The organism is Algoriphagus sp. (assembly GCF_046296635.1).
Classification (GTDB): domain Bacteria; phylum Bacteroidota; class Bacteroidia; order Cytophagales; family Cyclobacteriaceae; genus Algoriphagus.
In genome coordinates, this window is record NZ_JBKBKZ010000012.1 from 84,913 (window position 1) to 105,725 (window position 20,813).

Below are 20,813 nucleotides of genomic sequence, written 5' to 3' on the forward strand. Positions count from 1 at the left end.
AGCTAGTTATTTAGAAGCTAATGCAGTCTTCAATCTTGCGACAAGACGCTTGGCTTCTTTGATTCTGTTAGGATTCTCTATTGGAGTAATCGAGTGAGCAAACTTCAGTTTGCTAAGATTCTCCTTCTCAGCGACTACTCGCTCAGCGATCTCACTTGCGGAAAGGGATCTGATTTCTGTATTTTTCATTGCTTATGATTATTCTGCGTAGTCTCTACGAACAACAAAACTTGTACTTACGGGTAGCTTCTGCTGCGCAAGTCTCAATGCATCTTTAGCAACCTCCAGACTCACGCCTGTAGCTTCGAAAAGTATCGTTCCTGGTTTGATAACAGCTACCCAATATTCCGGAGCACCTTTACCCTTACCCATCCGTACTTCTGCGGGCTTTTTAGTGATCGGCTTGTCAGGGAATATCCTGATCCAAACCTGACCTTCTCTCTTCATAGCTCTTGTCATGGCAATTCTAGCTGCCTCGATTTGGCGAGAAGTAATCCATCCTGGCTCAAGGGATTTGACACCAAAGTTGCCAAAAGAGAGTTCAGCCCCTCTTGTAGCAAGACCTTTGACGCGGCCCTTGTGCATTTTTCTATATTTCGTTCTTTTCGGCTGTAACATGATTTCTCACTTATTCGGTGAAAATAGTTATTTCTTATTTCGGCGTCTTGGACCGTTATTGTCTCTCTCTCCTCGACCACCCTTAGGGTTTGGACCACGCTGACCTTTTGGCTCATTCGCAGCACCTTGGTTAGGAGATAGGTCTCTCTTTCCGTATACTTCACCTTTGAAGATCCAAACTTTGATTCCGATAATTCCATACACTGTTAGTGCTTCGGAAAGTGCGTAATCAATGTCAGCTCTAAGTGTATGAAGAGGAATTCTTCCTTCTTTGTACATTTCAGATCGGGCCATTTCAGCTCCACCTAATCGTCCGGAAAGCTTAACTTTAATTCCCTCTGATCCCACTCTCATGGATGCAGCAATTGCTTGCTTCATTGCTCTTCTGAAGGAAATTCTAGCTTGAAGCTGCTGTGCGATAGACTCACCTACTAATTTCGCATCCAATTCAGGACGTTTGATTTCGAAGATATTGATTTGAATATCCTTGTTGGTGATCTTCTTAAGCTCTTCTTTTAGCTTGTCTACTTCGGCTCCGCCTTTACCAATTACTACACCCGGTCTAGCGGTATGGATTGTCAAAGTGATTCTTTTAAGCGTACGCTCAATGATTACTTTTGAAATACCTCCTTTAGGGATTCTGGCAAGGACATATTTACGGATCTGCTGATCTTCGTATAGTTTTTCAGCAAAGTCTTTCCCACCATACCAGTTGGAATCCCAGCCTTTGACTACACCAAGTCTAAATCCTATTGGGTTAATCTTTTGTCCCATAGTCTTTCTTAATTTGCCTTTTCGTTTGTTTCAACTAAATCAGCGGTAACGTCGCCTGTGATGAATGCATCAACTACAAGGGTTACATGATTGGATCTTTTGCGGATTCTATGACCACGTCCTTGAGGAGCTGGTCTTAGTCTCTTAAGTGATCTACCTTCATCCACCATGATGGTTTTGATAAATAGATCAGCTTCCTCAAGCTTTTCTTCAGGATTTTTTGCCTGCCAGTTGGCTACCGCAGAAAGGAGAAGTTTCTCCAATTTCATCGCTCCATGATTGGGAGTGAATTTCAAAATGCTAAGTGCCAATCCTACTCGCTTACCTCTCACGAGGTCAGCCACAAGGCGCATTTTGCGCGGGGATGTAGGAACGTTTTTTAATCTTGCTACTGCTTCCATGATTATCTCTTTCCTTTATCTTTTTTAGCAATGTGGCCACGGAAGTTTCTAGTCGGAGCAAATTCACCCAGCTTGTGACCTACCATGTTGTCAGTGACAAACACCGGGATAAATTTATTTCCGTTATGCACTGCGAAGGTATGGCCTACGAAATCCGGAGAAATCATAGATCTTCTTGACCAAGTCTTGATGACAGATTTCTTGCCTGACTCGTTCATGACATCTACTTTCTTCACCAGATGGTGCTCGATATAAGGACCTTTTTTTAATGAACGTGCCATAATTATTTAGATCTTTTGCTGATGATGAACTTGTTTGAATACTTCTTAGGTGATCTGGTTTTCTTTCCTTTAGCAAGAAGTCCTTTTCTTGATCTAGGATGTCCACCTGAAGAACGGCCTTCACCACCACCCATAGGGTGATCAACTGGGTTCATGGCCACACCTCTTGTACGAGGTCTTACTCCAAGCCATCTTTTACGACCGGCTTTACCTAACACCACGTTCATGTGATCTCCGTTGGAAACAGTACCTACTGTTGCCATACAAGTACCCAAAACGAGTCTCATTTCGCCAGAAGGAAGTTTTACAGTTACGTATCTCGCATCACGAGCTACAATCTGCGCATATCCTCCGGCACTTCTTGCCATGGCTCCACCATTACCTGGCTTCAATTCCACATTGTGTACAATCGTACCCATTGGGATGTTTGCCATTGGCATAGCGTTGCCCACTTCTGGAGCAACTTGCTCACCGGAAATCACTGTCTGACCCACTGTCAAACCTTCCGGGGCGATAATATAGGCCTTAGCACCATCTGCGTAATATAGTAGGGCAAGACGTGCTGTTCGGTTTGGATCGTATTCGATAGCTTTCACTGTCGCTGGTACGTCAAACTTGTTTCTTTTGAAGTCTACAATTCTGAGTCTCCTCTTATGACCGCCACCGATATAGCGAGCAGTCATTTTGCCTGTATTATTTCTTCCGCCTGATTTCTTCAAAGGAGCAAGAAGTGATTTTTCCGGCTTTGACTTAGTAATCTCGTCAAAAGCAGGAGCCACTCTGAATCTTGTCCCTGGAGTTACAGGCTTCAACTTTTTAATTGCCATGATATTGATTCAATTAAATTTCTCCGTAAAAATCAATTACCTCACCGTCAGCTACCTGCACAATTGCCTTTTTGAAAGCATTCGTGTAGCCAGAAACGATTTTATTCTTGGTGTAGCGAGTCTTATGCTTTGCAGCATATCGTATCGTACGAACAGACACCACTTTCACGCCGTATGTTTTCTCTACAGCATTTCTAATCTGGATCTTGTCAGCGGTTTTTTCTACAATAAATCCGTAGACTCCTCTTTCGTTACCAGCAGAAATTTTTTCTGTAATCAAAGGCTGCTTTAGAATATCCATTGTCTTATTTCGATAAAATGGTTTCCAACTTACTTAATGAACCTTCACACAAAACCAATTGGTCAGCATTAAGAACTTGGTAAGTATTTACATCATTTACAGTCACAACTTTCGCCTTTGGTAGGTTTCTGCTAGACAAGAACACATTCTTGTCTTCTACTGGAAGAACCAAAAGGGTCTTCTTATCAGTAAGAGAAAGTCCATTTAATAAGGCGATGTAGTTTTTGGTCTTTGGAGCGTCAAAAGTGACATCCTCCATGATCACCAAGCTGTTTTCTATCACCTTATATGAAAGTGCAGACTTACGAGCCAACTGTTTTACTTTTTTATTCAGTTTGAAAGAGTAGTCTCTTGGTCTAGGACCAAATACTCTACCACCACCACGAAAGTGAGGCGCTTTGATAGATCCAGCACGCGCACCACCGGTACCTTTTTGCTTTTTGATCTTCTTAGTAGAGCCAGCTACTTCGTTTCTTTCTTTTGATTTGTGAGTTCCCTGTCTTTGGTTGGCCAGGTACTGTTTCACGTCCAGGTAGATTGCGTTATCGTTAGGTTCGATTGCGAAAATCTCGTCAGAAAGTGTCACCTTTCTACCTGTATCTTCTCCTTTGTGATTGATTACTGCTAATTCCATGGCTTATTTCTCAAGAATTACAAAAGAGTTCTTTGGGCCTGGTACTGAACCGGAAACCAACAATAGGTTCTGCTCAGGATAGACTTTCAATACTCTTAGGTTGATTACTTTTACTCTGTCACCACCAGTTCTACCGGCCATTCTCATGCCTTTGAATACTCTGGATGGCCAAGAACATGCACCAATGGAACCTGGGTGTCTAAGTCTGTTATGCTGACCGTGAGTTTGTCCACCCACACCAGCAAAGCCATGACGCTTTACAACACCTTGGAAACCTTTACCTTTTGAAGTACCAATGGCATCAACGAAGTCACCTTCGATAAAAACCTCTTTGGCATTCACTGTCTTTCCGAGCTCCACTTGGCCTTCAAACTCGACCCTGAAGTCACGGAATTCAACAACTTTCTGCTTTGGCGTAGTACCGGCCTTTTTAAAATGACCGATTAGTGGCTTAGGAGTGTTTTTCTCCTTACGCTCACCGTATGCCAACTGCACTGCGTTGTACCCGTCTGTTTCAACGTTTTTTACTTGCGTCACTACGCAAGGACCAGCTTCTATTAGCGTGCATGCGACGTTACGTCCATCGGCACTGAAGATGCTAGTCATTCCTACTTTTTTTCCTATAATACCAGACATCTTTATTAAGATAATTTGATAATCCACAAGAGATTACACACTTGGGCCCTTTTTAAGGACTGCAAAGTTACTGAAATAAAATTTGGCAACAAATCCCAACTCTAATATTTTCAAACAATTAGGTAAAATGATTTGGTTTCGCTCCAAATAGTTCCCTTTCACTGATAGAAAATTTTAAAATATGGCAGAAAACAAAAGACCTGCAGGGTATGCAGGCCTTTTTGAATTGAAAACTTTAAGTCCTATCAGACTTTGATCTCTACATCTACACCACTTGGAAGCTCGATTTTCATCAAAGCATCCACAGTTTTCGAAGAGTTTGAGTAGATATCTACCAGCCTTTTATAAGTACATAATTGGTACTGATCTCTGGCTTTCTTATTTACGTGTGGAGATTTCAACACAGTAAATTTTTCCTTTTTTGTAGGCAATGGAATAGGTCCAACTACTACCGCGCCAGTGGCTTTGACAGCCTTCACGATCTTTTCTGATGACTTATCCACCAGGCTGTGATCGTATGATTTTAGTTTTATTCTGATTTTCTGGTTCATTTTCTTGAAGATTAGGCTTTTTCACCTTTTACTTTAGCAATTACACCTTCGGCTATGTTGTTTGGAACAGGCTCGTAGTGAGAAAAGGTCAATGACGCTGTCGCTCTACCAGAGGTAATTGTTCTCAAATCAGTTACATATCCAAATAATTCGGACAAAGGAACATTAGCTTTAACTACAGTAGAGGAACCTTTCGTATCCATTCCTTTCATCAAACCTCTTCTTCTGTTCAAGTCACCTGTGATTGGTCCGGTGTATTCATCCGGAGTAACCACATCAACCGCCATGATTGGCTCAAGTAAAGCAGGCTTACATTTCTTAGCAGCTTCTTTGAAACCAATTCTAGCAGCCAATTCAAAAGAAAGTGCATCTGAATCGACATCGTGGAAAGATCCATGAAACAATCTCACTTTCATTGACTCGATTGGATAACCGGCCAAAGGTCCGTTCTTCATAGCTTCCTGGAAACCTTTCTGTACTGGAGCGATGAATTCTTTTGGAATTACACCACCAACGATACCATTGACAAAGTCAAGGCCTGCTTTGATCTCACCTGTTTCAGCATCTGGATCTTTTGGACCCAATTCAAAAACAATGTCTGCAAATTTACCTTTACCACCTGTCTGCTTCTTGTAAACCTCTTTGTGTTCTACTGAACCAAATAAAGCTTCTTTGTAAGCAACCTGAGGAGCTCCTTGGTTGATTTCAACCTTGAATTCTCTCTTCAGACGGTCAATGATAATTTCAAGGTGAAGTTCTCCCATACCTCTCAAGATGGTCTGACCAGTTTCGTGGTCAGTATTTACTTGTAGCGTAGGATCTTCTTCGATCAATTTGGCAATTGCCATACCTAGTTTATCAACGTCAGCCTGAGTTTTAGGCTCGATCGCATATCCGATAACTGGTTCTGGGAATACCATAGACTCCAATACTACCTTACGCTTTTCGTCGCAAAGCGTATCTCCAGTTTTGATGTCCTTAAAACCAACTACTGCACCAATATCACCAGCAACCAATCTTTCAATTTGGTTTTGCTTATTAGCGTGCATTTGGAATACGCGGGAGATACGTTCTTTATTACCTGAACGGCTATTGAACACATAAGAACCTGACTCAAGCGTACCTGAATATGCTCTTACGAAACAAAGACGACCTACAAATGGGTCAGTAGCAATTTTGAATGCCAAGCCAGTGAATGGCTCTTTTTCGTCAGGATTGATCGCAACGTCCTCATCCGTATCTAAGCTTGTCGCAACGATCGCTTCTTTATCCAAAGGAGAAGGAAGCAATTCCATTACCAAGTCAAGCATGGTCTGCACACCTTTGTTTTTGAAAGAAGAACCGCAAACCATAGGGACAATTTTCATGTCGATGGTAGCTGCTCTAAGCGCTTTCAAAATCTCAGCTTCAGTGATTGAGTTTGGATCTTCGAAGAATTTCTCCATCAAAGACTCATCGTAATCTGCAACTGCCTCCAATAGATATTCTCTATATTCAGCAACTTCTTCCAGCATATCTTCTGGAATCGGAACTTCTTGGAATGTCATTCCAAAATCATCCTCGTTCCATACTATTCCACGGTTGTTGATCAAATCAACTACACCACGGAATTTGTCTTCTGCTCCGATTGGAAGCTGCAATGGAACTGCATAGCTTCCTAGCATTTCCTTTACTTGCTTACATACTTCCAAAAAGTTAGCGCCAGCACGGTCCATTTTGTTAACGAATCCAATACGGGCAACTTTATAATTATCTGCCAATCTCCAGTTGGTCTCAGACTGTGGCTCTACACCGTCCACAGCGCTAAACAGGAAAACAAGACCATCAAGGATTCGAAGTGAACGGTTAACTTCAACAGTAAAGTCAACGTGTCCAGGCGTATCTATGATGTTAACGTTGTACTTGTTGTCACGGTAGTTCCAAAAAACTGTGGTAGCTGCTGAAGTGATGGTAATCCCTCTCTCCTGCTCTTGCGCCATCCAGTCCATTGTTGCAGCACCGTCGTGAACTTCACCGATCTTGTGACTTACCCCTGAGTAAAAAAGGATTCGCTCAGTTGTAGTCGTTTTACCAGCATCAATGTGAGCGGCAATACCAATATTTCTGGTATATTTTAAATCTCTTGCCATTCTAATTAAAATCTAAAGTGTGAGAATGCTTTGTTAGCCTCAGCCATTCTGTGCGTATCATCTTTCTTCTTGACAGCGGCTCCTTCGCCTTTTGCTGCCGCGATGATTTCACCTGCTAATCGGTCCATCATTGTTTTCTCACCTCTTCTACGAGCGTAGTTGATCATCCACTTGATACCAAGGGACACTTTTCTTTCAGGTCTGACTTCCATAGGAACCTGGAATGTAGCACCACCAACTCTACGACTCTTTACCTCTACGGCAGGAGTAATATTGTTAAGCGCTTTTTTCCAAACTTCAAGACCATTCTCGCCTACTTTAGCTTCTACTTTTGCAACTGCATCGTAGAAAATGTTGTAAGCAATACTCTTCTTCCCGTCAAACATCAGACAGTTTACAAACTTGGTCACCAAAGTATCATTGAACTTTGGATCAGGAAGAATATATCTCTTCTTTGGTTTCGCTTTTCTCATTTCTTTTAAAGTGTTTTATTATTTCTTTTTGCCTGGAGCACCTTTGGCTGCTACTGGAGCACCTTTACCTGCTTTCGGTCTTTTAGCACCATACTTAGAGCGACCTTGCTTACGGTCTTTTACTCCTGCTGTATCTAGTGCACCTCGGATGATGTGATATCTTACACCTGGTAGATCTTTTACACGACCACCTCTGATCAATACGATCGAGTGCTCCTGTAGATTGTGACCTTCACCTGGAATGTAAGCATTCACTTCTTTTCCGTTCGTCAATCTTACCCTTGCCACCTTTCTCATCGCGGAGTTTGGCTTTTTAGGGGTCGTAGTGTATACTCTGGTACAAACACCTCTACGCTGAGGACATGCGTCCAAAGCCCGAGACTTTGATTTGATTTCCAGTGTAGTTCTACCTTTTCTTACTAACTGTTGAATAGTAGGCATTAACTGATGATATTTAGTTTTCCTGTAAACTGTTAAATTTTGGACTGCAAAGGTAAAGAAAGTAATAAGAGTAACAAAACTAAGCGGTTATATTTTTGTTAGGCTTTTCCAAGGAATAAACCGCCTTAGATTTTCCCTGCTATGGAAGACCGGAATACCGTGTCAATACCCCAAATCGGAAAAGTGGCTGATGTCGCATTCACTTCCATTCTTTTAGTTTTTTATAAGGGAGAGTCAGCTGAATTTTTTATGGCAGCATTCAACGCTCAAATAAATTTGCCTGATCCAACCTGGGAGAAGCTAGCCCACTAGAAAAACAAAGGTCTGTGCGGACACAGACCTATATTGTGAGCAACGATTGCTTTTACTCCGAAATATCCTTTCCCTAGACTCTAACGCTCAATTCGGATTTGCCTTCTGAGAATGCCCTCCTTATGAATTAGATGCAGGTAGTAAAACCCGTTTTTAAGGGATCGAACATCAAATAGGGTCTTGACTGAAGACACTGGCTGGGAAAGGAGTTCTTCACCCGATGTGGTATACAATTTCAGTTCGTATTGGGCGAATCCACGGTCAATCGAAGAAACATTGGCTGTATCCAATTCTACAGTGACCATTTCTGCTGCTGGATTGGGATAGACTTTTAAAGCCAACTCATTGCCACAGGCAGGATCAGAAAAACACTGACAATAATACCCAGCGGTATAGGAACTGATCGTGCGGCTGGTGGTGCAGTTCCCATCGGATATTTCCAAGGTTATATTAAAATACTCGGGATTATACGATAGTACCGAAGTGATGGATTGGCCATTGCTGGTCAGCCATACATTGGGATTATCCACAGACCAATTGTAGGTAAATCCGGGCAGGCTGATGGTAGAATAATAGGGATTGGCGGTACATGGGTCTATTCCGGGTGGATGGTAAGTAAGCTGAGGTGGCCCTATCCAAAAGGTCTTATCCACCTGGATATCCCCACAATCGGTGGAAATGGTAAAGACAATTCTGGGAGCTCTAATGCCTGTGTAATTTCCTGACAGCTGCATAAAGGCCGATGTTCCCGTACCGGAACCGTTGACAAACTGGGAGGCAGGGATCACTGACCAAGTCGCAGTACTTCCGGCAGGAAGATTTTGAAGGGTATAAGTCCCTGGGGAGCAGAGAAGGTCGGGACCGGAAATGCTGGGAAGATTAATCGTATTGGTCGTCATCGCCCCTGTATTGTTGGGGTCAAGCCAATTGCTTAACCTTGTTGCATTAGTTCCGCCTCCTGTCCATGAAATATCAAATCTGCCAAAAAAAGCATGATCATTCGTCGTGCAAATATCTGCTGGATTTCCTCCTGTAAGTTGCCCAATGATCCTTCCGTTGTTGTCATATAATGGCCCGCCTGATGACGTTGGTTCCACTGTCCCACTTACCCAATTGGCCCTCCAAGTATCGGCTCCCAAAGCAGTTTGCTGAGTTGTAGGTGTGTTATAAGTAGCCACTTTCATTACGTCACCTCTGGGATGAGTTATGCTTACTCCTGAAGGCGAAGCTGTACTTACTCTTGACCATCCAGAAAATGTAATCCCTGAATTTCCAGGTGGCAGCTGATTAAGCTCAACTAGGCAAAAGTCGCTTGCTGCATTTCTTGCTCTGAAGGCAGAGCCATTGAAGGTTATTCCATTTGAATTCTGTGAAGGAGTACACGTGGGACTCCAAGCTTGAAATGTGAACTTCCATTGAGCTACATCTTGTTGTGGGTTTGTATCGAAACAATGATTGGCAGTCAGTAGATAAGGAATACTTAGATTACAAGTGTTATTCACTAGCGCGCCACTGCAAAGGCTCGTACTATTTGCATCTAAAATTAACGCGACTGAATTCCTTTCGTTTTCCCACCCATTACCTTCTGGGCATAGTACGTTAATATTACAGTTTGCTGATGACCCAAAATCGGAAACATAAAGTTCTTTGTAGCCATAGGCTATGCTCGATATACGGAGTTTCAATGAGGTTTTGCTCTCAACAGGCGTTTTTAAATCAACTGTTAACCTTTCTCCCTTATACACCTATGTTCCCCAAAAATTATTTTCGTTGTTTTCTGCTTCAGTTATTGGTCCTGTTATCATTTCTCCATTTTCACTATATACGTACAATTCAGCCCCTTTCGGTAAATAAAACTGATCGAAGTTAGCACTCACAGATTTGGCATCTGTCGCTACAAATGTAAACTTACCGAAGGCAAACCCATCAGCCTCAATCCAGTCAGCTTCCTTTACTACGTCAATATCTACTTTAACCGCTTCAGCTATTTTAAATGGTTTTGGCTTCTCGGAGAGGTTTTCCAATTCATCTTTGTCAAGCAATGCCTGTATGTCTTGGGCAGGAATTGTAAAAGGCCTTTTACCACGATAATTTTTTGAAAATTTTCCTTGTTCAGTAATTACATCACTGTTGTTGAAATTCGTTTTAACTTGAGCGTTTGCCAAACTGGCAAAAACAAAAAGCAGAATTGAAAGTAAAAATAGTCTCATATCATTAGAAGTTTATTGATTGATATTTATCTTTTAACTTATAAGCTATAGTAATCGAAGTGCCCAAGCTAAAACCAGGGCTTGAAAATGTAGATGGGTCATCGTCGAAAATATTATCGTTACGCCAGCGGGTATATACCGGACTTACAATCTGCACACCTAAAGATAGTCTTTGCCCTAAGTCCCTTTTTACTCCAAGGCTTAGGGAAATCATTCTACCGAAATTTATTTTATCACTATTGAATTGAGTAAATCCGTCAAAACCACGATTAGGAGAGCTATAAGTGGGAGTGTAGCTTTGACGAAACGAGTTAAGTTGATAATAAAATAAATTACTAATTAAAAAATATTTTTCACCAAGGGGAAATTCATACGTTAGTCCTACGGATAAGTTTAAACATTGATATGCATAATGTTCAGTGTAATAAGGAATATATAAAAAAGAATTGTAATTGAAAGGTCTTGATACATCGAATCTTTGATTAAAATATCCCGCTCCAAAATTTACAAAAAAGTGTTTGTCTTTAATAACTAACCTAGGCTGAAACGTATAGTTTATATTGACCCCATAACCAAAAGCAGAACCGTCCAAATACTCTTTATAGTTAAGCGCGGTAGGCGGTGTCCAATTATCCATCACTTTAACATTGCTCCAAATGGTTGGAAAAGATACTGACAGGCTACTCTCCCTCCTCTGGGCGAACAATGGTGAATAAAAGAAACAGAAAACCAAAATAAACAATAAAATTCTAATCATGATCTTGAAATTATATTTCGAATTTAACGAATATGAACAAATATAATATCATCTACTACCATAGTCAAACCCGAATCAAGACGTGCTTCACTTTCCTGGCAAGATGAAAGCGTCACCCCGATGATCAATAGCAATAGTGTGAATAGGTTTTTCATGTGATTATAATTTGATTTTTAGAGGCCACACCTGCCTGCCGGCAGGCAGGTGGAATCTTCGCATGACAGATAATCATTCCTCTGTGTGTCGCTTTGGGTCATGCTCGATTTCATACAATCAAAAATTAGTTTACTACCCTATGGACGGCAAAAGTGACCAGAACGCTTCAACAAATTACAAAAAAAAGATAAAAAAACCCAAACACAGCTAACTGAATTGCAATTGAATACGAAAACATCCAAGGTGAATCGAGCCCCCACTGGAAAAACATAGGTCTGTGCGGACACAGACCTATGTTGTGAGCAGCGATTGCTTTTACTCCGAAATATCCTTATCGCTGACTCTAACGCTCAATTCGGATTTGCTTTCTGAGAATGCCTTCTTTATGAATTAGATGTATATAGTAAAACCCGTTTTTAAGGGATCGTACTTCAAGTAGGGTCTTGGCTGAAGTCACTTTCTGGGAAAGGAGTTCTTCACCTAATGTGGTATACAATCTCAATTCGTATTGAGCGAATCCACGGTCAATTGAAGAAACATTGGCCGTATCCAATTCTACGGTGATCATTTCTGAGGCTGGGTTGGGATAGACCTTTAACGCCAACTCATTGCCACAGGCAGGATCAGAAAAACATTGACAATAATATCCATCGGTATAGGAGCTGATTGTGCGGCTGGTGGTGCAGTTCCCATCGGAAATTTCCAAAGTGATGTTAAAATACTCCGGATTATACGACAGTACTGAAGTGATGGATTGGCCATTGCTCGTCAACCATACATTGGGATTATCCACTGACCAATTGTATGTAAATCCGGGCAGGCTGATGGTAGAGTAATACGGATTGGCGAGACAGGGATTCTCTCCCGGTGGGTGATAGGTGACTTGAGGTGGCCCTATCCAAAAGGTCTTATCCACCTGAATGTCTCCACAGTCAGTAGAAATAGTAAAGACAATTCTGGGGGCCCGAATGCCAGTGTAATTTCCTGACAGCTGCATAAAGGCCGATGTTCCCGTACCGGAACCATTGACAAATTGGGAGGCAGGGATTACTGACCAAGTCGCAGTACTTCCGGCAGGAAGATTTTGAAGGGTAAAGGAACCTGGAGAGCAGAGGAGGTCAGGACCGACTATACTAGGGATATTAATTGTGTTGGTCGTCATCGCCCCAGTATTATTAGGATCAAGCCAGTTACTTAATCTTGTGGCATTTGTTCCGCCTCCTGTCCAGGATACGTCAAATCTACCGTATTGCCCACGCCTATTTTCACAATAATCATTGTTTGTATTTAAATAATCTCCATGTAGTTGTCCCACAACTTGATGGTTTTGATTAAAAATTGGTGAACCAGATGACCCTGGCTGAACAGTACTTGCGTCTATACCTATAGCAGGGCTATCAAAAACGGTGTTCCAGTGCGTATTAGGAGGGTATTGAACTGTTGGATTACCAAAAGCATCCACTACCCATGTTGTCGTTACATCAACATTTGTCAAAGGATTATCATCGATTGATATTTTCTTAACATCCCCAGCAGGGTGGTGTATGGCCACTGCAGAAGTTGCAGCCACATTAACTCTTGACCAGCCTCCGTAAGTAACTTCACCAGTTGGGCGATTATTAAGAAGAAGCAATGCAAAATCAGTAGGCTGAAAAGCTGCCCTAAACGCAGAGCCGTTTATCGATTGGAACACCACGTTATCTCCACCCCCACAACTTGGACTTTCATATAAGAATCGGAACACCCAGTTATTGACCTGATTTCTTTCAGCATCTACCAATAATCCATTCTGATTCAGATCAAGACAATGAAATGCTGTTAAAAAATTAGGTTCAAGATTTTGACAGACATTATTCAATAATGAACCTGAACAAAACCTAGTGCCATCTGCCAAAAGTATCATTCCTACAGAATTCCCTTCAATCCTCCAATCGTTACCCTCAGGACAGGCAATGTCTCTGTTACAATCAGCAGACTGACCAAAACCGACAAATGTATTTCTGTAACCATGGATAGCCTTTTCAATGTGTATTTCTGTTTCTTTTGTATCCTCACCAATTAATGTAAGTTGAAGTATTATACTTTCACCTTTGACTAAATCTGACCAAAAGATTCCATTTTCAGGGTTATTCCCTTTTTCAATAGGACCATAAACCATTGATCTGTCTTCATTATAAATTAGGAGACTTGCATTTGAAGCCAGCAGAAATTTATCAAAAATGAGGTTTATACTGAATGCTTTTCTTGATGTAATTTGATAAAACATCAATGTTGTATCTTTGTTAGTAACCTTTGTAGCCGCGTTGATAAAATCGACATTTACCTTAGTCGCCTTACCAAACCTAAATGGTTTTCCTTGAGATTTCTCTGTTGAATCCTCTTTAAGTAATTCCTGCACATCAATATTGGGAAGTATATAACCCGAAATGGAATTGGTTTGGTTTATTTTCACACCGTGCTCTCCAGCTGCTTTCGGCTCAATGATCCTGTTTTGTATCTGACCATTCGCTATGTTGGCAGAAAGTATCAGAAACACCGCAATAATTAATAGGACAAGGTTATTCCTAGTTTTCATTTCAGGCAGGGGTTTTCTGAAATGAATGTAATAGTAATAAATGCAGATGGTTCGCAATTACTAAATTGCTTTCTTACATATCCTCCATCCCTGTATTTAAAGTAAAATTCCACACCTGGGGAAAAAAAATCAGGATCTATCTCCTTAGCTATTAAAGTATCTATACTTGCCACTACAGAGTTTGTATAGGTTTCTGGCCCAAAAGTTGTAAAAGGATTATTCCAATCCCTTCCGATTTTATGATCATCCAGGATTTGAATAACTGCCCCTTCGCAATAGTCTCCGATATATTTGCCGTGTAAGCAGTCTGAATGTAAATCTTGGTCTTCGCAACTAAATGAAAAAAAACCGATTGACAATATTAGTAAAACTATCTTTTTCATAAACGTGCATTTATTGTCAATCGCCTTCTTACAGCTTTTAATTGTACCAAATGTTAATAAGCTGAGATTTGGCATCTTTTTCATAACCATTGGAGTTTCTTAATTCTATTAATCTATCTACTCCTAACCTCAAAATCAATTTTAAACTTTCGATAAATAGCCTCATACTGGGCAAAGGTGATCCCCTGTTCGAATTCCACAAAGTATTTTCCCGGTGAAAGGCTTTCCCTTTCATGATAATAAATTAACCAATTATCGAACATGTATGTGTTTTCACTATTTCCTTTCCACGACATTAGGATACGCATTTCTCCACTGGCAGGAATAATTCTCCCCAGTCTGGCGTCTCTTTGAATTTGTGAAGTTTGCGGAGTGCCAATTTTTATTATTTCGCCGCCCGGCCTCTCGGGACTTGGATTCTCAACTTTATAAACAGTAAACATATTGTGGTAACTAAACGCACTATCAAAATACCAAGTGACTGTTTCGTCTATTAGGTTAATGATTTTATAATCAAAAAGAATATCTTCTCCCTCCTGAAATATGGCAGTGGCTTTACCATCAGCATCTGTGAGTTGGAACTCTACTTCTACAGGGGCTCTTGGAACTTCACTTTCCTGGCAGGATGAAACTGTCATCACAATCAACAATACCAATAATGTGAATACGTTCTTCATTCAATCAAAAATTAGTGCACTATCCTAAAGACGGTCTAAGTGACCAAAACGCTTCAACAAATTACAAAAAAGATAAATTGCCAATTTTTAATCCATTTCAAATTCTATAGATGTGTCTATAAAGATTTCAACCCCTTCTAGATCGGCGGTATCCGTAAAAGACGAGAAATACTTCCCTTTTTTGATGGGCTGGTTTTCCGGCCGGAAGGACCAAAAAAAGCCAAATATCATTTCTCGTTCTCCCCGAGGGGGAATTTTTGTCGCTGGGAGATTAATATCGACAAAATTGAGCGAGATTTTTGAATCGTAGGGTTTCCCGATAAGATTCGTGGTCTCAGATTCCATCTTATACACCTGTAAAAAATCTTCCCTTCCGTAAAACTGCGTTAAAAGCCGTCTGTAATCACTCCATGAAAAATACAGCGTGTCCTTGGTATGGTTGATTAGATCTAAGCCTATCGAAAAATCCTCCCCGGCATTTAAAGAATTGGTTCTTTCACCCAGTTCATTTAATACAACCAGTTGAAATTCCATTCTTGGGTCAGGAGAAAGATCACTTTCTTGGCAGGATGAAACTGTCACCCCAAAGATTAATAGCAATAATGTGAATACGTTTTTCATACAATCAAAAATTAGTTTACTAACCTATGGACGGCAAAAGTGACCAGAACGCTTCAACTAGTTATAAAAAAAGATAAAAAGAACCAAACACAGCTGCCTGAATTATAACTGAATACGAAAACATCCAGCGAAAAAGAGAGTCCAGCTGGAAAAACAAAGGTCTGTGCGGACACAGGCCTTGGCGGAGAAATTTGCCCTCCAGAACACCTTCAGGTGAATCTTTACCTCAACTGGATTCAAATTACCGATTTTCCGTGAGTGAGACACTCACGGAGGCGATAATGAAAACTATTTTATTAGCTTTTCAGCTAAAAACTAAGCCTCCCCCGGAGTTCCAAATGAAATCGGAAATGAAGGAGCTCCTCCACCTTGGTTGATTTTGCCAAAGGCAGCCTCGTATTTTTCAATATTATCTTTGAGTGCAGCTAGCAATCTTTTGGCATGATCCGGAGTCACAATGATTCTGGACTTCACTTTAGCCTTAGGCACTCCCGGCATCAATCGGATAAAATCAATTACAAATTCAGAATTGGAGTGAGCAATCATCGCCAAATTGGAATAAACTCCCTCGGCGACTTCTTCGGATAGCTCCACATTGATCTGCTGATCAAGTCTTTTGTTGTCTTCCATATTGTTTTTAGGATTAAAAAAAGGCCTGTATGATTAGTACAGGCCTTTTGATTTATATACTAATGCTATTAAAGGATAGCTTCGCTTGATCTTTTGGAAGAAGATGTCTTCTCCATGTTTTCAGAAAGCTTATCGTATTCTTCCTGAGATCCAACGATCAGATTACGCAATCTTCGCTGACCGGTACCTGCTGGGATCAAATGACCTACGATCACGTTTTCCTTCAAGCCCAATAGCTCATCACGCTTACCTCTGATAGCTGCTTCGGAAAGCACTTTGGTAGTTTCCTGGAAGGAAGCTGCAGAAATAAAACTTTCAGTTCCCAAAGATGCTGCAGTGATACCCTGAAGAGTTGGCTTGGAAACCGCAGTTTCAGCATCTCTTACTTGGACTAGCTTCAGATCTTTACGCTTCAAGCTAGAATTCTCGTCTCTCAATCTTCTTGCAGAGATGATCATTCCTGGCTTCAAAGTAGAAGAATCACCCGCGTCCATTACCACCTTCTTGTCCAAGATATTGTCGTTTTCCTCACGGAACGCCCACTTATCTACGATTTGATTCTGAAGGAATCCTGTATCACCAGCATCCAGAATTTCTACTTTCTGCATCATTTGGGTTACGATTACCTCGATGTGCTTATCATTGATCTTCACACCCTGAAGTCTGTAAACTTCCTGGATTTCGTTTACCAAATATTCCTGAACAGCAGTTGGTCCTTTGATGGAAAGGATGTCGTTTGGAGTAATTGCTCCATCCGACAATGGCTCACCCGCACGGATGAAGTCATTTTCCTGAACCAAGATGTGCTTCGAAAGGGATACCATGTATTTCTTGATCACACCATCTTTTGATTCGATGATGATCTCTCTATTACCACGCTTGATACCACCGTAAGTTACCACACCGTCGATTTCAGAAACTACAGCCGGATTGGATGGGTTTCTTGCTTCGAACAATTCTGTAACTCGTGGAAGACCACCGGTAATATCTCTTGTCTTACCTACTGATCTTGGGATTTTCACCAAGATTTGTCCGGACTTCACTTTTTCACCAGCTTCCACAGCAAGGTGAGCTCCAACCGGAATGTTGTAAGATTTAGCATCTTCACCATAGTTGATGATGATCGCAGGGTTCTTTGTTCTATCCTTAGTTTCAATAATTACTTTCTCACGGAAACCAGTCTGATCATCGGCAACTTCTTTGTAAGTGATACCTTCTACGACTGCCTCGAATTCAACTTTACCGTCAAATTCAGAAAGGATAACTGCGTTGTAAGGATCCCAAGTACATAGTGAGTGACCTTTTGCTATTTTCTGTCCATCCTTGACATTCAACATCGCACCGTAAGGTACGTGGTTTGAAACTAAGGTTTTGCCAGTTTTCGCTTCATTGATCTTAATTTCTCCAGAACGACCCATGACCATAGTCACTGCTTCGCCGTCTTTGTTTGTCGTCTCGATGTATCTCAATTCTTCATCGAATTCGATCACACCGTCAAACTTAGCATTGATAGAAGCATCAACAGCCATGTTGGAAGCAGTACCACCTACGTGGAATGTTCTCAAAGTAAGCTGAGTACCAGGTTCACCGATAGACTGTGCTGCAATTACACCAACAGATTCACCTGCCTGTACCATATTACCGGTAGCAAGGTTTCTTCCATAGCACTTTGCACAAATTCCTCTTCTGGTTTCGCAAGTCAATCCTGATCTGATCTCTACTTCTTCGATAGCAGATTCGTCAACCATTTTGGCAACGTCATCTCCAATTTCTACTCCAGCAGGGATAATTAATTGATCTGTGATCGGATCATACACATCGTGTACCGATACTCGACCAAGGATTCTTTCAGAAAGAGGCTCAACGATTTCTTCATTGTCTTTCAAAGGCTGAACTACAAGACCTCTAAGGGTACCGCAATCCTCTTCTGTGACAATCATATCCTGAGCAACATCTACCAGACGACGAGTCAAGTATCCCGCATCGGCAGTTTTCAAAGCTGTATCCGCAAGACCTTTTCTAGCACCGTGAGTAGAGATGAAGTACTCCAATACATCCAGACCTTCTTTGAAGTTGGACAAAATTGGGTTTTCAATAATTTCACCTACGGAACCTTGAAGGTTTTTCTGAGGCTTAGCCATCAGACCTCTCATACCACCGAGCTGACGAATTTGCTCTCTGGAACCTCTAGCTCCTGAGTGCATCATCATATAGATGGCGTTGAATCCTTGCTTATCCTCTTCCATCTGCTTCATTAGATTATTAGTCAAATGAGAGTTGGTACGAGTCCAGATATCAATTACTTGATTGTATCGTTCGTTGTCCGTGATCAGACCCATGAGGTAGTTGTTCCAAACTTGGTCCACTTCCTCTTTAGCCTTTGCGATCATCGGTACTTTTTCATCAGGGATGATGACGTCATTCAATCCCATTGACAAACCACCCTGGTAAGCCATTTGGAATCCTAGATGCTTAATATCATCCAAGAACTGAGCAGTACGAGCTATACCACAAACTTTCACCACCTCCGCAATAATCTGCTGAAGTTTTTTCTTAGTCAAAAGTTCGTTTACATACCCTACTTCCTCAGGCACGAATTGGTTGAAGATCAAACGACCGGCAACAGTTTCGATGATTTTATCAGCGATTACTCCCTGTGCATCTTTCACTCTTACCTTACATTTGATATTCGCGTGCTTGGAAATTTTGCCTTCGTTCAAAGCAATAATCACTTCTTCCTGACTGTAGAAAGTCATGCCTTCACCAGCCACGATTTCTTCAGGAGTGGATTTTTTGCCCTTAGTCACATAATATAAACCAAGAACCATGTCTTGAGAAGGCACCGTAATCGGAGCTCCGTTAGCAGGGTTAAGGATGTTATGAGAAGAAAGCATCAAAGTCGAAGCTTCCAAGATTGCCTCGTGTCCAAGTGGTACGTGAACTGCCATCTGGTCACCGTCAAAATCGGCGTTGAATGCAGTACATACCAATGGGTGAAGCTGGATTGCTTTTCCTTCGATCAATTTTGGTTGGAACGCCTGAATACCTAGTCTGTGAAGTGTTGGAGCACGGTTCAAAAGAACAGGGTGTCCTTTCAATACGTTTTCCAAAATATCCCAAACTACTGGATCCTTACGATCAACAATTTTCTTGGCAGATTTTACTGTCTTAACAATGCCTCTTTCGATCAGTTTTCTGATGATAAACGGCTTGAAAAGCTCAGCTGCCATATTTTTAGGAAGACCGCACTCGTGAAGCTTCAATTCAGGTCCTACGACGATCACAGATCGACCGGAGTAATCCACACGCTTACCGAGCAAGTTTTGACGGAATCGACCTTGCTTACCTTTCAACATATCAGAAAGGGACTTCAAGGCACGGTTTCCATCGGATCTTACCGCATTTACTTTTCTGGAGTTATCAAAAAGTGAATCCACAGCTTCCTGTAACATTCGCTTTTCGTTTCTCAAAATCACCTCTGGAGCTTTGATATCGATCAATCGCTTCAGACGGTTATTTCTGATGATTACTCTTCTATAAAGATCATTCAAATCGGAAGTCGCAAAACGACCACCATCCAAAGGAACCAATGGACGCAATTCCGGTGGAATCACAGGAACCATTCGAACCACCATCCACTCAGGACGATTTTCGATTCTAGTTCTTGCATCACGGAATGCTTCAACAACTTTCAGACGCTTCAAGGCCTCAGCTTTACGCTGCTGCGAAGTATCTGTTGCTGCCTGGTGACGAAGTGAATAAGAAAGATCATCCAGGTCAAGTCTTGCCAACAACATTTCAAGTGCCTCAGCACCCATTTTGGCAATAAACTTATTTGGATCAGCATCATCAAGGGCATGGTTTTCCTTAGGAAGCTTGTCCATGATGTCCAAATATTCGTCCTCAGTCAAGAAATCCAAATATTGAACTCCTTCCTCTGCTTTGATACCTGGCTGCACTACAGCATAACGCTCGTAGTATACAATCTGGTCAAGTTTTTTGGTAGGAAGTCCAAGAAGATATCCGATTTTATTAGGAAGAGATTTGAAGTACCAGATATGTGCTACAGGAACTACCAACTCGATATGTCCCATGCGCTCACGACGCACTTTTTTCTCAGTCACCTCTACCCCACAACGGTCGCAGATGATGCCCTTGTATCTGATTCTTTTGTATTTACCACAATGACATTCCCAGTCCTTCACAGGGCCAAAGATCCGCTCACAGAACAATCCACCCATTTCAGGCTTGTAGGTTCTGTAGTTGATTGTCTCTGGCTGGGTTACTTCACCGTTTGAACTATCCAGAATAGATTCTGGAGAGGCCAAGCTGATCGTAACTCTGGAAAAATCGTTGTTGAGTTTTTTATTTTTTCTAAACGACATAGTTATTTGAGATATGTTAAGGGCGATTGCTCGCCCTATGA

23 protein-coding genes are annotated in these 20,813 nt (G+C 41.4%); all 23 read right to left on the reverse strand.

Going from position 1 to position 20,813, the window contains the following annotated elements; translation table 11 throughout:
* Positions 1 to 6: 6 nt before the first annotated feature.
* A complete protein-coding gene (gene rpmC, locus ACK4HU_RS10880; RefSeq protein WP_409806663.1) occupies positions 7 to 189 on the reverse strand; it encodes a 50S ribosomal protein L29 in 183 nt (60 codons plus the stop codon).
* 9 nt (positions 190 to 198) lie between these two features.
* The gene (rplP, locus tag ACK4HU_RS10885; RefSeq protein ID WP_092731233.1) at positions 199 to 618 is read right to left on the reverse strand and encodes a 50S ribosomal protein L16; all 420 of its coding nucleotides are present in this window, start codon (positions 616 to 618) and stop codon (positions 199 to 201) included.
* A gap of 27 nt (positions 619 to 645) precedes the next feature.
* Positions 646 to 1,392 carry a 30S ribosomal protein S3 gene (gene rpsC, locus ACK4HU_RS10890; RefSeq protein WP_409806665.1) on the reverse strand — a complete coding sequence of 249 codons (747 nt, stop codon included), beginning with the start codon at positions 1,390 to 1,392 and terminating at the stop codon, positions 646 to 648.
* 8 nt (positions 1,393 to 1,400) lie between these two features.
* Positions 1,401 to 1,793, reverse strand: coding sequence for a 50S ribosomal protein L22 (gene rplV, locus ACK4HU_RS10895; RefSeq protein ID WP_409806666.1), 393 nt, complete (start codon positions 1,791 to 1,793; stop codon positions 1,401 to 1,403).
* A 2-nt stretch (positions 1,794 to 1,795) separates the two neighbouring features.
* On the reverse strand, positions 1,796 to 2,074 hold the full coding sequence (gene rpsS / locus ACK4HU_RS10900) for a 30S ribosomal protein S19 (RefSeq protein WP_074226879.1): 279 nt from the start codon (positions 2,072 to 2,074) through the stop codon (positions 1,796 to 1,798).
* Between the two features lie 2 nt (positions 2,075 to 2,076).
* A complete protein-coding gene (gene rplB / locus ACK4HU_RS10905; RefSeq protein ID WP_409806668.1) occupies positions 2,077 to 2,901 on the reverse strand; it encodes a 50S ribosomal protein L2 in 825 nt (274 codons plus the stop codon).
* 13 nt (positions 2,902 to 2,914) lie between these two features.
* On the reverse strand, positions 2,915 to 3,202 hold the full coding sequence (gene rplW / locus ACK4HU_RS10910; protein ID WP_409806670.1) for a 50S ribosomal protein L23: 288 nt from the start codon (positions 3,200 to 3,202) through the stop codon (positions 2,915 to 2,917).
* Positions 3,203 to 3,206: 4 nt separating this feature from the next.
* Positions 3,207 to 3,836 carry a 50S ribosomal protein L4 gene (gene rplD, locus ACK4HU_RS10915; protein ID WP_409806672.1) on the reverse strand — a complete coding sequence of 210 codons (630 nt, stop codon included), beginning with the start codon at positions 3,834 to 3,836 and terminating at the stop codon, positions 3,207 to 3,209.
* A 3-nt stretch (positions 3,837 to 3,839) separates the two neighbouring features.
* Complete coding sequence (gene rplC / locus ACK4HU_RS10920) at positions 3,840 to 4,472, reverse strand: 50S ribosomal protein L3 (protein WP_409806674.1); 633 nt, start codon at positions 4,470 to 4,472, stop codon at positions 3,840 to 3,842.
* 245 nt (positions 4,473 to 4,717) lie between these two features.
* Positions 4,718 to 5,023, reverse strand: a complete 306-nt coding sequence (gene rpsJ, locus ACK4HU_RS10925; RefSeq protein WP_024284766.1) for a 30S ribosomal protein S10 — start codon at positions 5,021 to 5,023, stop codon at positions 4,718 to 4,720.
* Positions 5,024 to 5,034: 11 nt separating this feature from the next.
* A complete protein-coding gene (gene fusA / locus ACK4HU_RS10930) occupies positions 5,035 to 7,152 on the reverse strand; it encodes an elongation factor G (protein ID WP_409806676.1) in 2,118 nt (705 codons plus the stop codon).
* Positions 7,153 to 7,157: 5 nt separating this feature from the next.
* Entirely contained in the window at positions 7,158 to 7,625 is a 468-nt protein-coding gene (rpsG, locus tag ACK4HU_RS10935; RefSeq protein WP_092731221.1) for a 30S ribosomal protein S7, read from the reverse strand.
* An 18-nt stretch (positions 7,626 to 7,643) separates the two neighbouring features.
* Complete coding sequence (gene rpsL, locus ACK4HU_RS10940) at positions 7,644 to 8,066, reverse strand: 30S ribosomal protein S12 (RefSeq protein WP_409806679.1); 423 nt, start codon at positions 8,064 to 8,066, stop codon at positions 7,644 to 7,646.
* 392 nt (positions 8,067 to 8,458) lie between these two features.
* Positions 8,459 to 10,063, reverse strand: a complete 1,605-nt coding sequence (locus ACK4HU_RS10945) for a trypsin-like peptidase domain-containing protein (RefSeq protein ID WP_409806680.1) — start codon at positions 10,061 to 10,063, stop codon at positions 8,459 to 8,461.
* 60 nt (positions 10,064 to 10,123) lie between these two features.
* Positions 10,124 to 10,588 carry a hypothetical protein gene (locus tag ACK4HU_RS10950; RefSeq protein ID WP_409806682.1) on the reverse strand — a complete coding sequence of 155 codons (465 nt, stop codon included), beginning with the start codon at positions 10,586 to 10,588 and terminating at the stop codon, positions 10,124 to 10,126.
* 4 nt (positions 10,589 to 10,592) lie between these two features.
* On the reverse strand, positions 10,593 to 11,345 hold the full coding sequence (locus ACK4HU_RS10955) for a hypothetical protein (RefSeq protein WP_409806684.1): 753 nt from the start codon (positions 11,343 to 11,345) through the stop codon (positions 10,593 to 10,595).
* A 23-nt stretch (positions 11,346 to 11,368) separates the two neighbouring features.
* Complete coding sequence (locus ACK4HU_RS10960; RefSeq protein ID WP_409806686.1) at positions 11,369 to 11,500, reverse strand: hypothetical protein; 132 nt, start codon at positions 11,498 to 11,500, stop codon at positions 11,369 to 11,371.
* A 344-nt stretch (positions 11,501 to 11,844) separates the two neighbouring features.
* A complete protein-coding gene (locus tag ACK4HU_RS10965; RefSeq protein WP_409806688.1) occupies positions 11,845 to 14,076 on the reverse strand; it encodes a trypsin-like peptidase domain-containing protein in 2,232 nt (743 codons plus the stop codon).
* Positions 14,073 to 14,543 (reverse strand): hypothetical protein, encoded by a 471-nt coding sequence (locus ACK4HU_RS10970; RefSeq protein WP_409806690.1) that lies wholly within the window; start codon positions 14,541 to 14,543, stop codon positions 14,073 to 14,075. Before ACK4HU_RS10970 ends, ACK4HU_RS10965 begins: the two co-directional genes overlap by 4 nt.
* A 29-nt stretch (positions 14,544 to 14,572) precedes the next feature.
* A complete protein-coding gene (locus ACK4HU_RS10975) occupies positions 14,573 to 15,136 on the reverse strand; it encodes a hypothetical protein (protein WP_409806692.1) in 564 nt (187 codons plus the stop codon).
* An 87-nt stretch (positions 15,137 to 15,223) separates the two neighbouring features.
* Complete coding sequence (locus ACK4HU_RS10980) at positions 15,224 to 15,757, reverse strand: hypothetical protein (protein ID WP_409806694.1); 534 nt, start codon at positions 15,755 to 15,757, stop codon at positions 15,224 to 15,226.
* Between the two features lie 315 nt (positions 15,758 to 16,072).
* On the reverse strand, positions 16,073 to 16,387 hold the full coding sequence (locus tag ACK4HU_RS10985) for a DUF3467 domain-containing protein (RefSeq protein WP_304902281.1): 315 nt from the start codon (positions 16,385 to 16,387) through the stop codon (positions 16,073 to 16,075).
* Between the two features lie 68 nt (positions 16,388 to 16,455).
* A complete protein-coding gene (gene rpoC, locus ACK4HU_RS10990; RefSeq protein WP_409806696.1) occupies positions 16,456 to 20,772 on the reverse strand; it encodes a DNA-directed RNA polymerase subunit beta' in 4,317 nt (1,438 codons plus the stop codon).
* Between the last annotated feature and the right edge of the window lie 41 nt (positions 20,773 to 20,813).

Coding starts and splice junctions, on each gene's coding strand:
- ACK4HU_RS10965 (WP_409806688.1), bottom strand. CDS start 14,076: ATGAAAACTAGGAATAACCTTGTCCTATTAATTATTGCGGTGTTTCTG.
- rplB (WP_409806668.1), bottom strand. CDS start 2,901: ATGGCAATTAAAAAGTTGAAGCCTGTAACTCCAGGGACAAGATTCAGA.
- rpoC (WP_409806696.1), bottom strand. CDS start 20,772: ATGTCGTTTAGAAAAAATAAAAAACTCAACAACGATTTTTCCAGAGTT.
- rpmC (WP_409806663.1), bottom strand. CDS start 189: ATGAAAAATACAGAAATCAGATCCCTTTCCGCAAGTGAGATCGCTGAG.
- rplC (WP_409806674.1), bottom strand. CDS start 4,472: ATGTCTGGTATTATAGGAAAAAAAGTAGGAATGACTAGCATCTTCAGT.
- rpsC (WP_409806665.1), bottom strand. CDS start 1,392: ATGGGACAAAAGATTAACCCAATAGGATTTAGACTTGGTGTAGTCAAA.
- rpsS (WP_074226879.1), bottom strand. CDS start 2,074: ATGGCACGTTCATTAAAAAAAGGTCCTTATATCGAGCACCATCTGGTG.
- rpsJ (WP_024284766.1), bottom strand. CDS start 5,023: ATGAACCAGAAAATCAGAATAAAACTAAAATCATACGATCACAGCCTG.
- rpsG (WP_092731221.1), bottom strand. CDS start 7,625: ATGAGAAAAGCGAAACCAAAGAAGAGATATATTCTTCCTGATCCAAAG.
- ACK4HU_RS10960 (WP_409806686.1), bottom strand. CDS start 11,500: ATGAAAAACCTATTCACACTATTGCTATTGATCATCGGGGTGACGCTT.
- rplW (WP_409806670.1), bottom strand. CDS start 3,202: ATGGATATTCTAAAGCAGCCTTTGATTACAGAAAAAATTTCTGCTGGT.
- ACK4HU_RS10950 (WP_409806682.1), bottom strand. CDS start 10,588: ATGAGACTATTTTTACTTTCAATTCTGCTTTTTGTTTTTGCCAGTTTG.
- ACK4HU_RS10980 (WP_409806694.1), bottom strand. CDS start 15,757: ATGAAAAACGTATTCACATTATTGCTATTAATCTTTGGGGTGACAGTT.
- rpsL (WP_409806679.1), bottom strand. CDS start 8,066: ATGCCTACTATTCAACAGTTAGTAAGAAAAGGTAGAACTACACTGGAA.
- ACK4HU_RS10975 (WP_409806692.1), bottom strand. CDS start 15,136: ATGAAGAACGTATTCACATTATTGGTATTGTTGATTGTGATGACAGTT.
- ACK4HU_RS10970 (WP_409806690.1), bottom strand. CDS start 14,543: ATGAAAAAGATGCCAAATCTCAGCTTATTAACATTTGGTACAATTAAA.
- ACK4HU_RS10985 (WP_304902281.1), bottom strand. CDS start 16,387: ATGGAAGACAACAAAAGACTTGATCAGCAGATCAATGTGGAGCTATCC.
- ACK4HU_RS10955 (WP_409806684.1), bottom strand. CDS start 11,345: ATGATTAGAATTTTATTGTTTATTTTGGTTTTCTGTTTCTTTTATTCA.
- fusA (WP_409806676.1), bottom strand. CDS start 7,152: ATGGCAAGAGATTTAAAATATACCAGAAATATTGGTATTGCCGCTCAC.
- rplV (WP_409806666.1), bottom strand. CDS start 1,793: ATGGAAGCAGTAGCAAGATTAAAAAACGTTCCTACATCCCCGCGCAAA.
- rplP (WP_092731233.1), bottom strand. CDS start 618: ATGTTACAGCCGAAAAGAACGAAATATAGAAAAATGCACAAGGGCCGC.
- rplD (WP_409806672.1), bottom strand. CDS start 3,836: ATGGAATTAGCAGTAATCAATCACAAAGGAGAAGATACAGGTAGAAAG.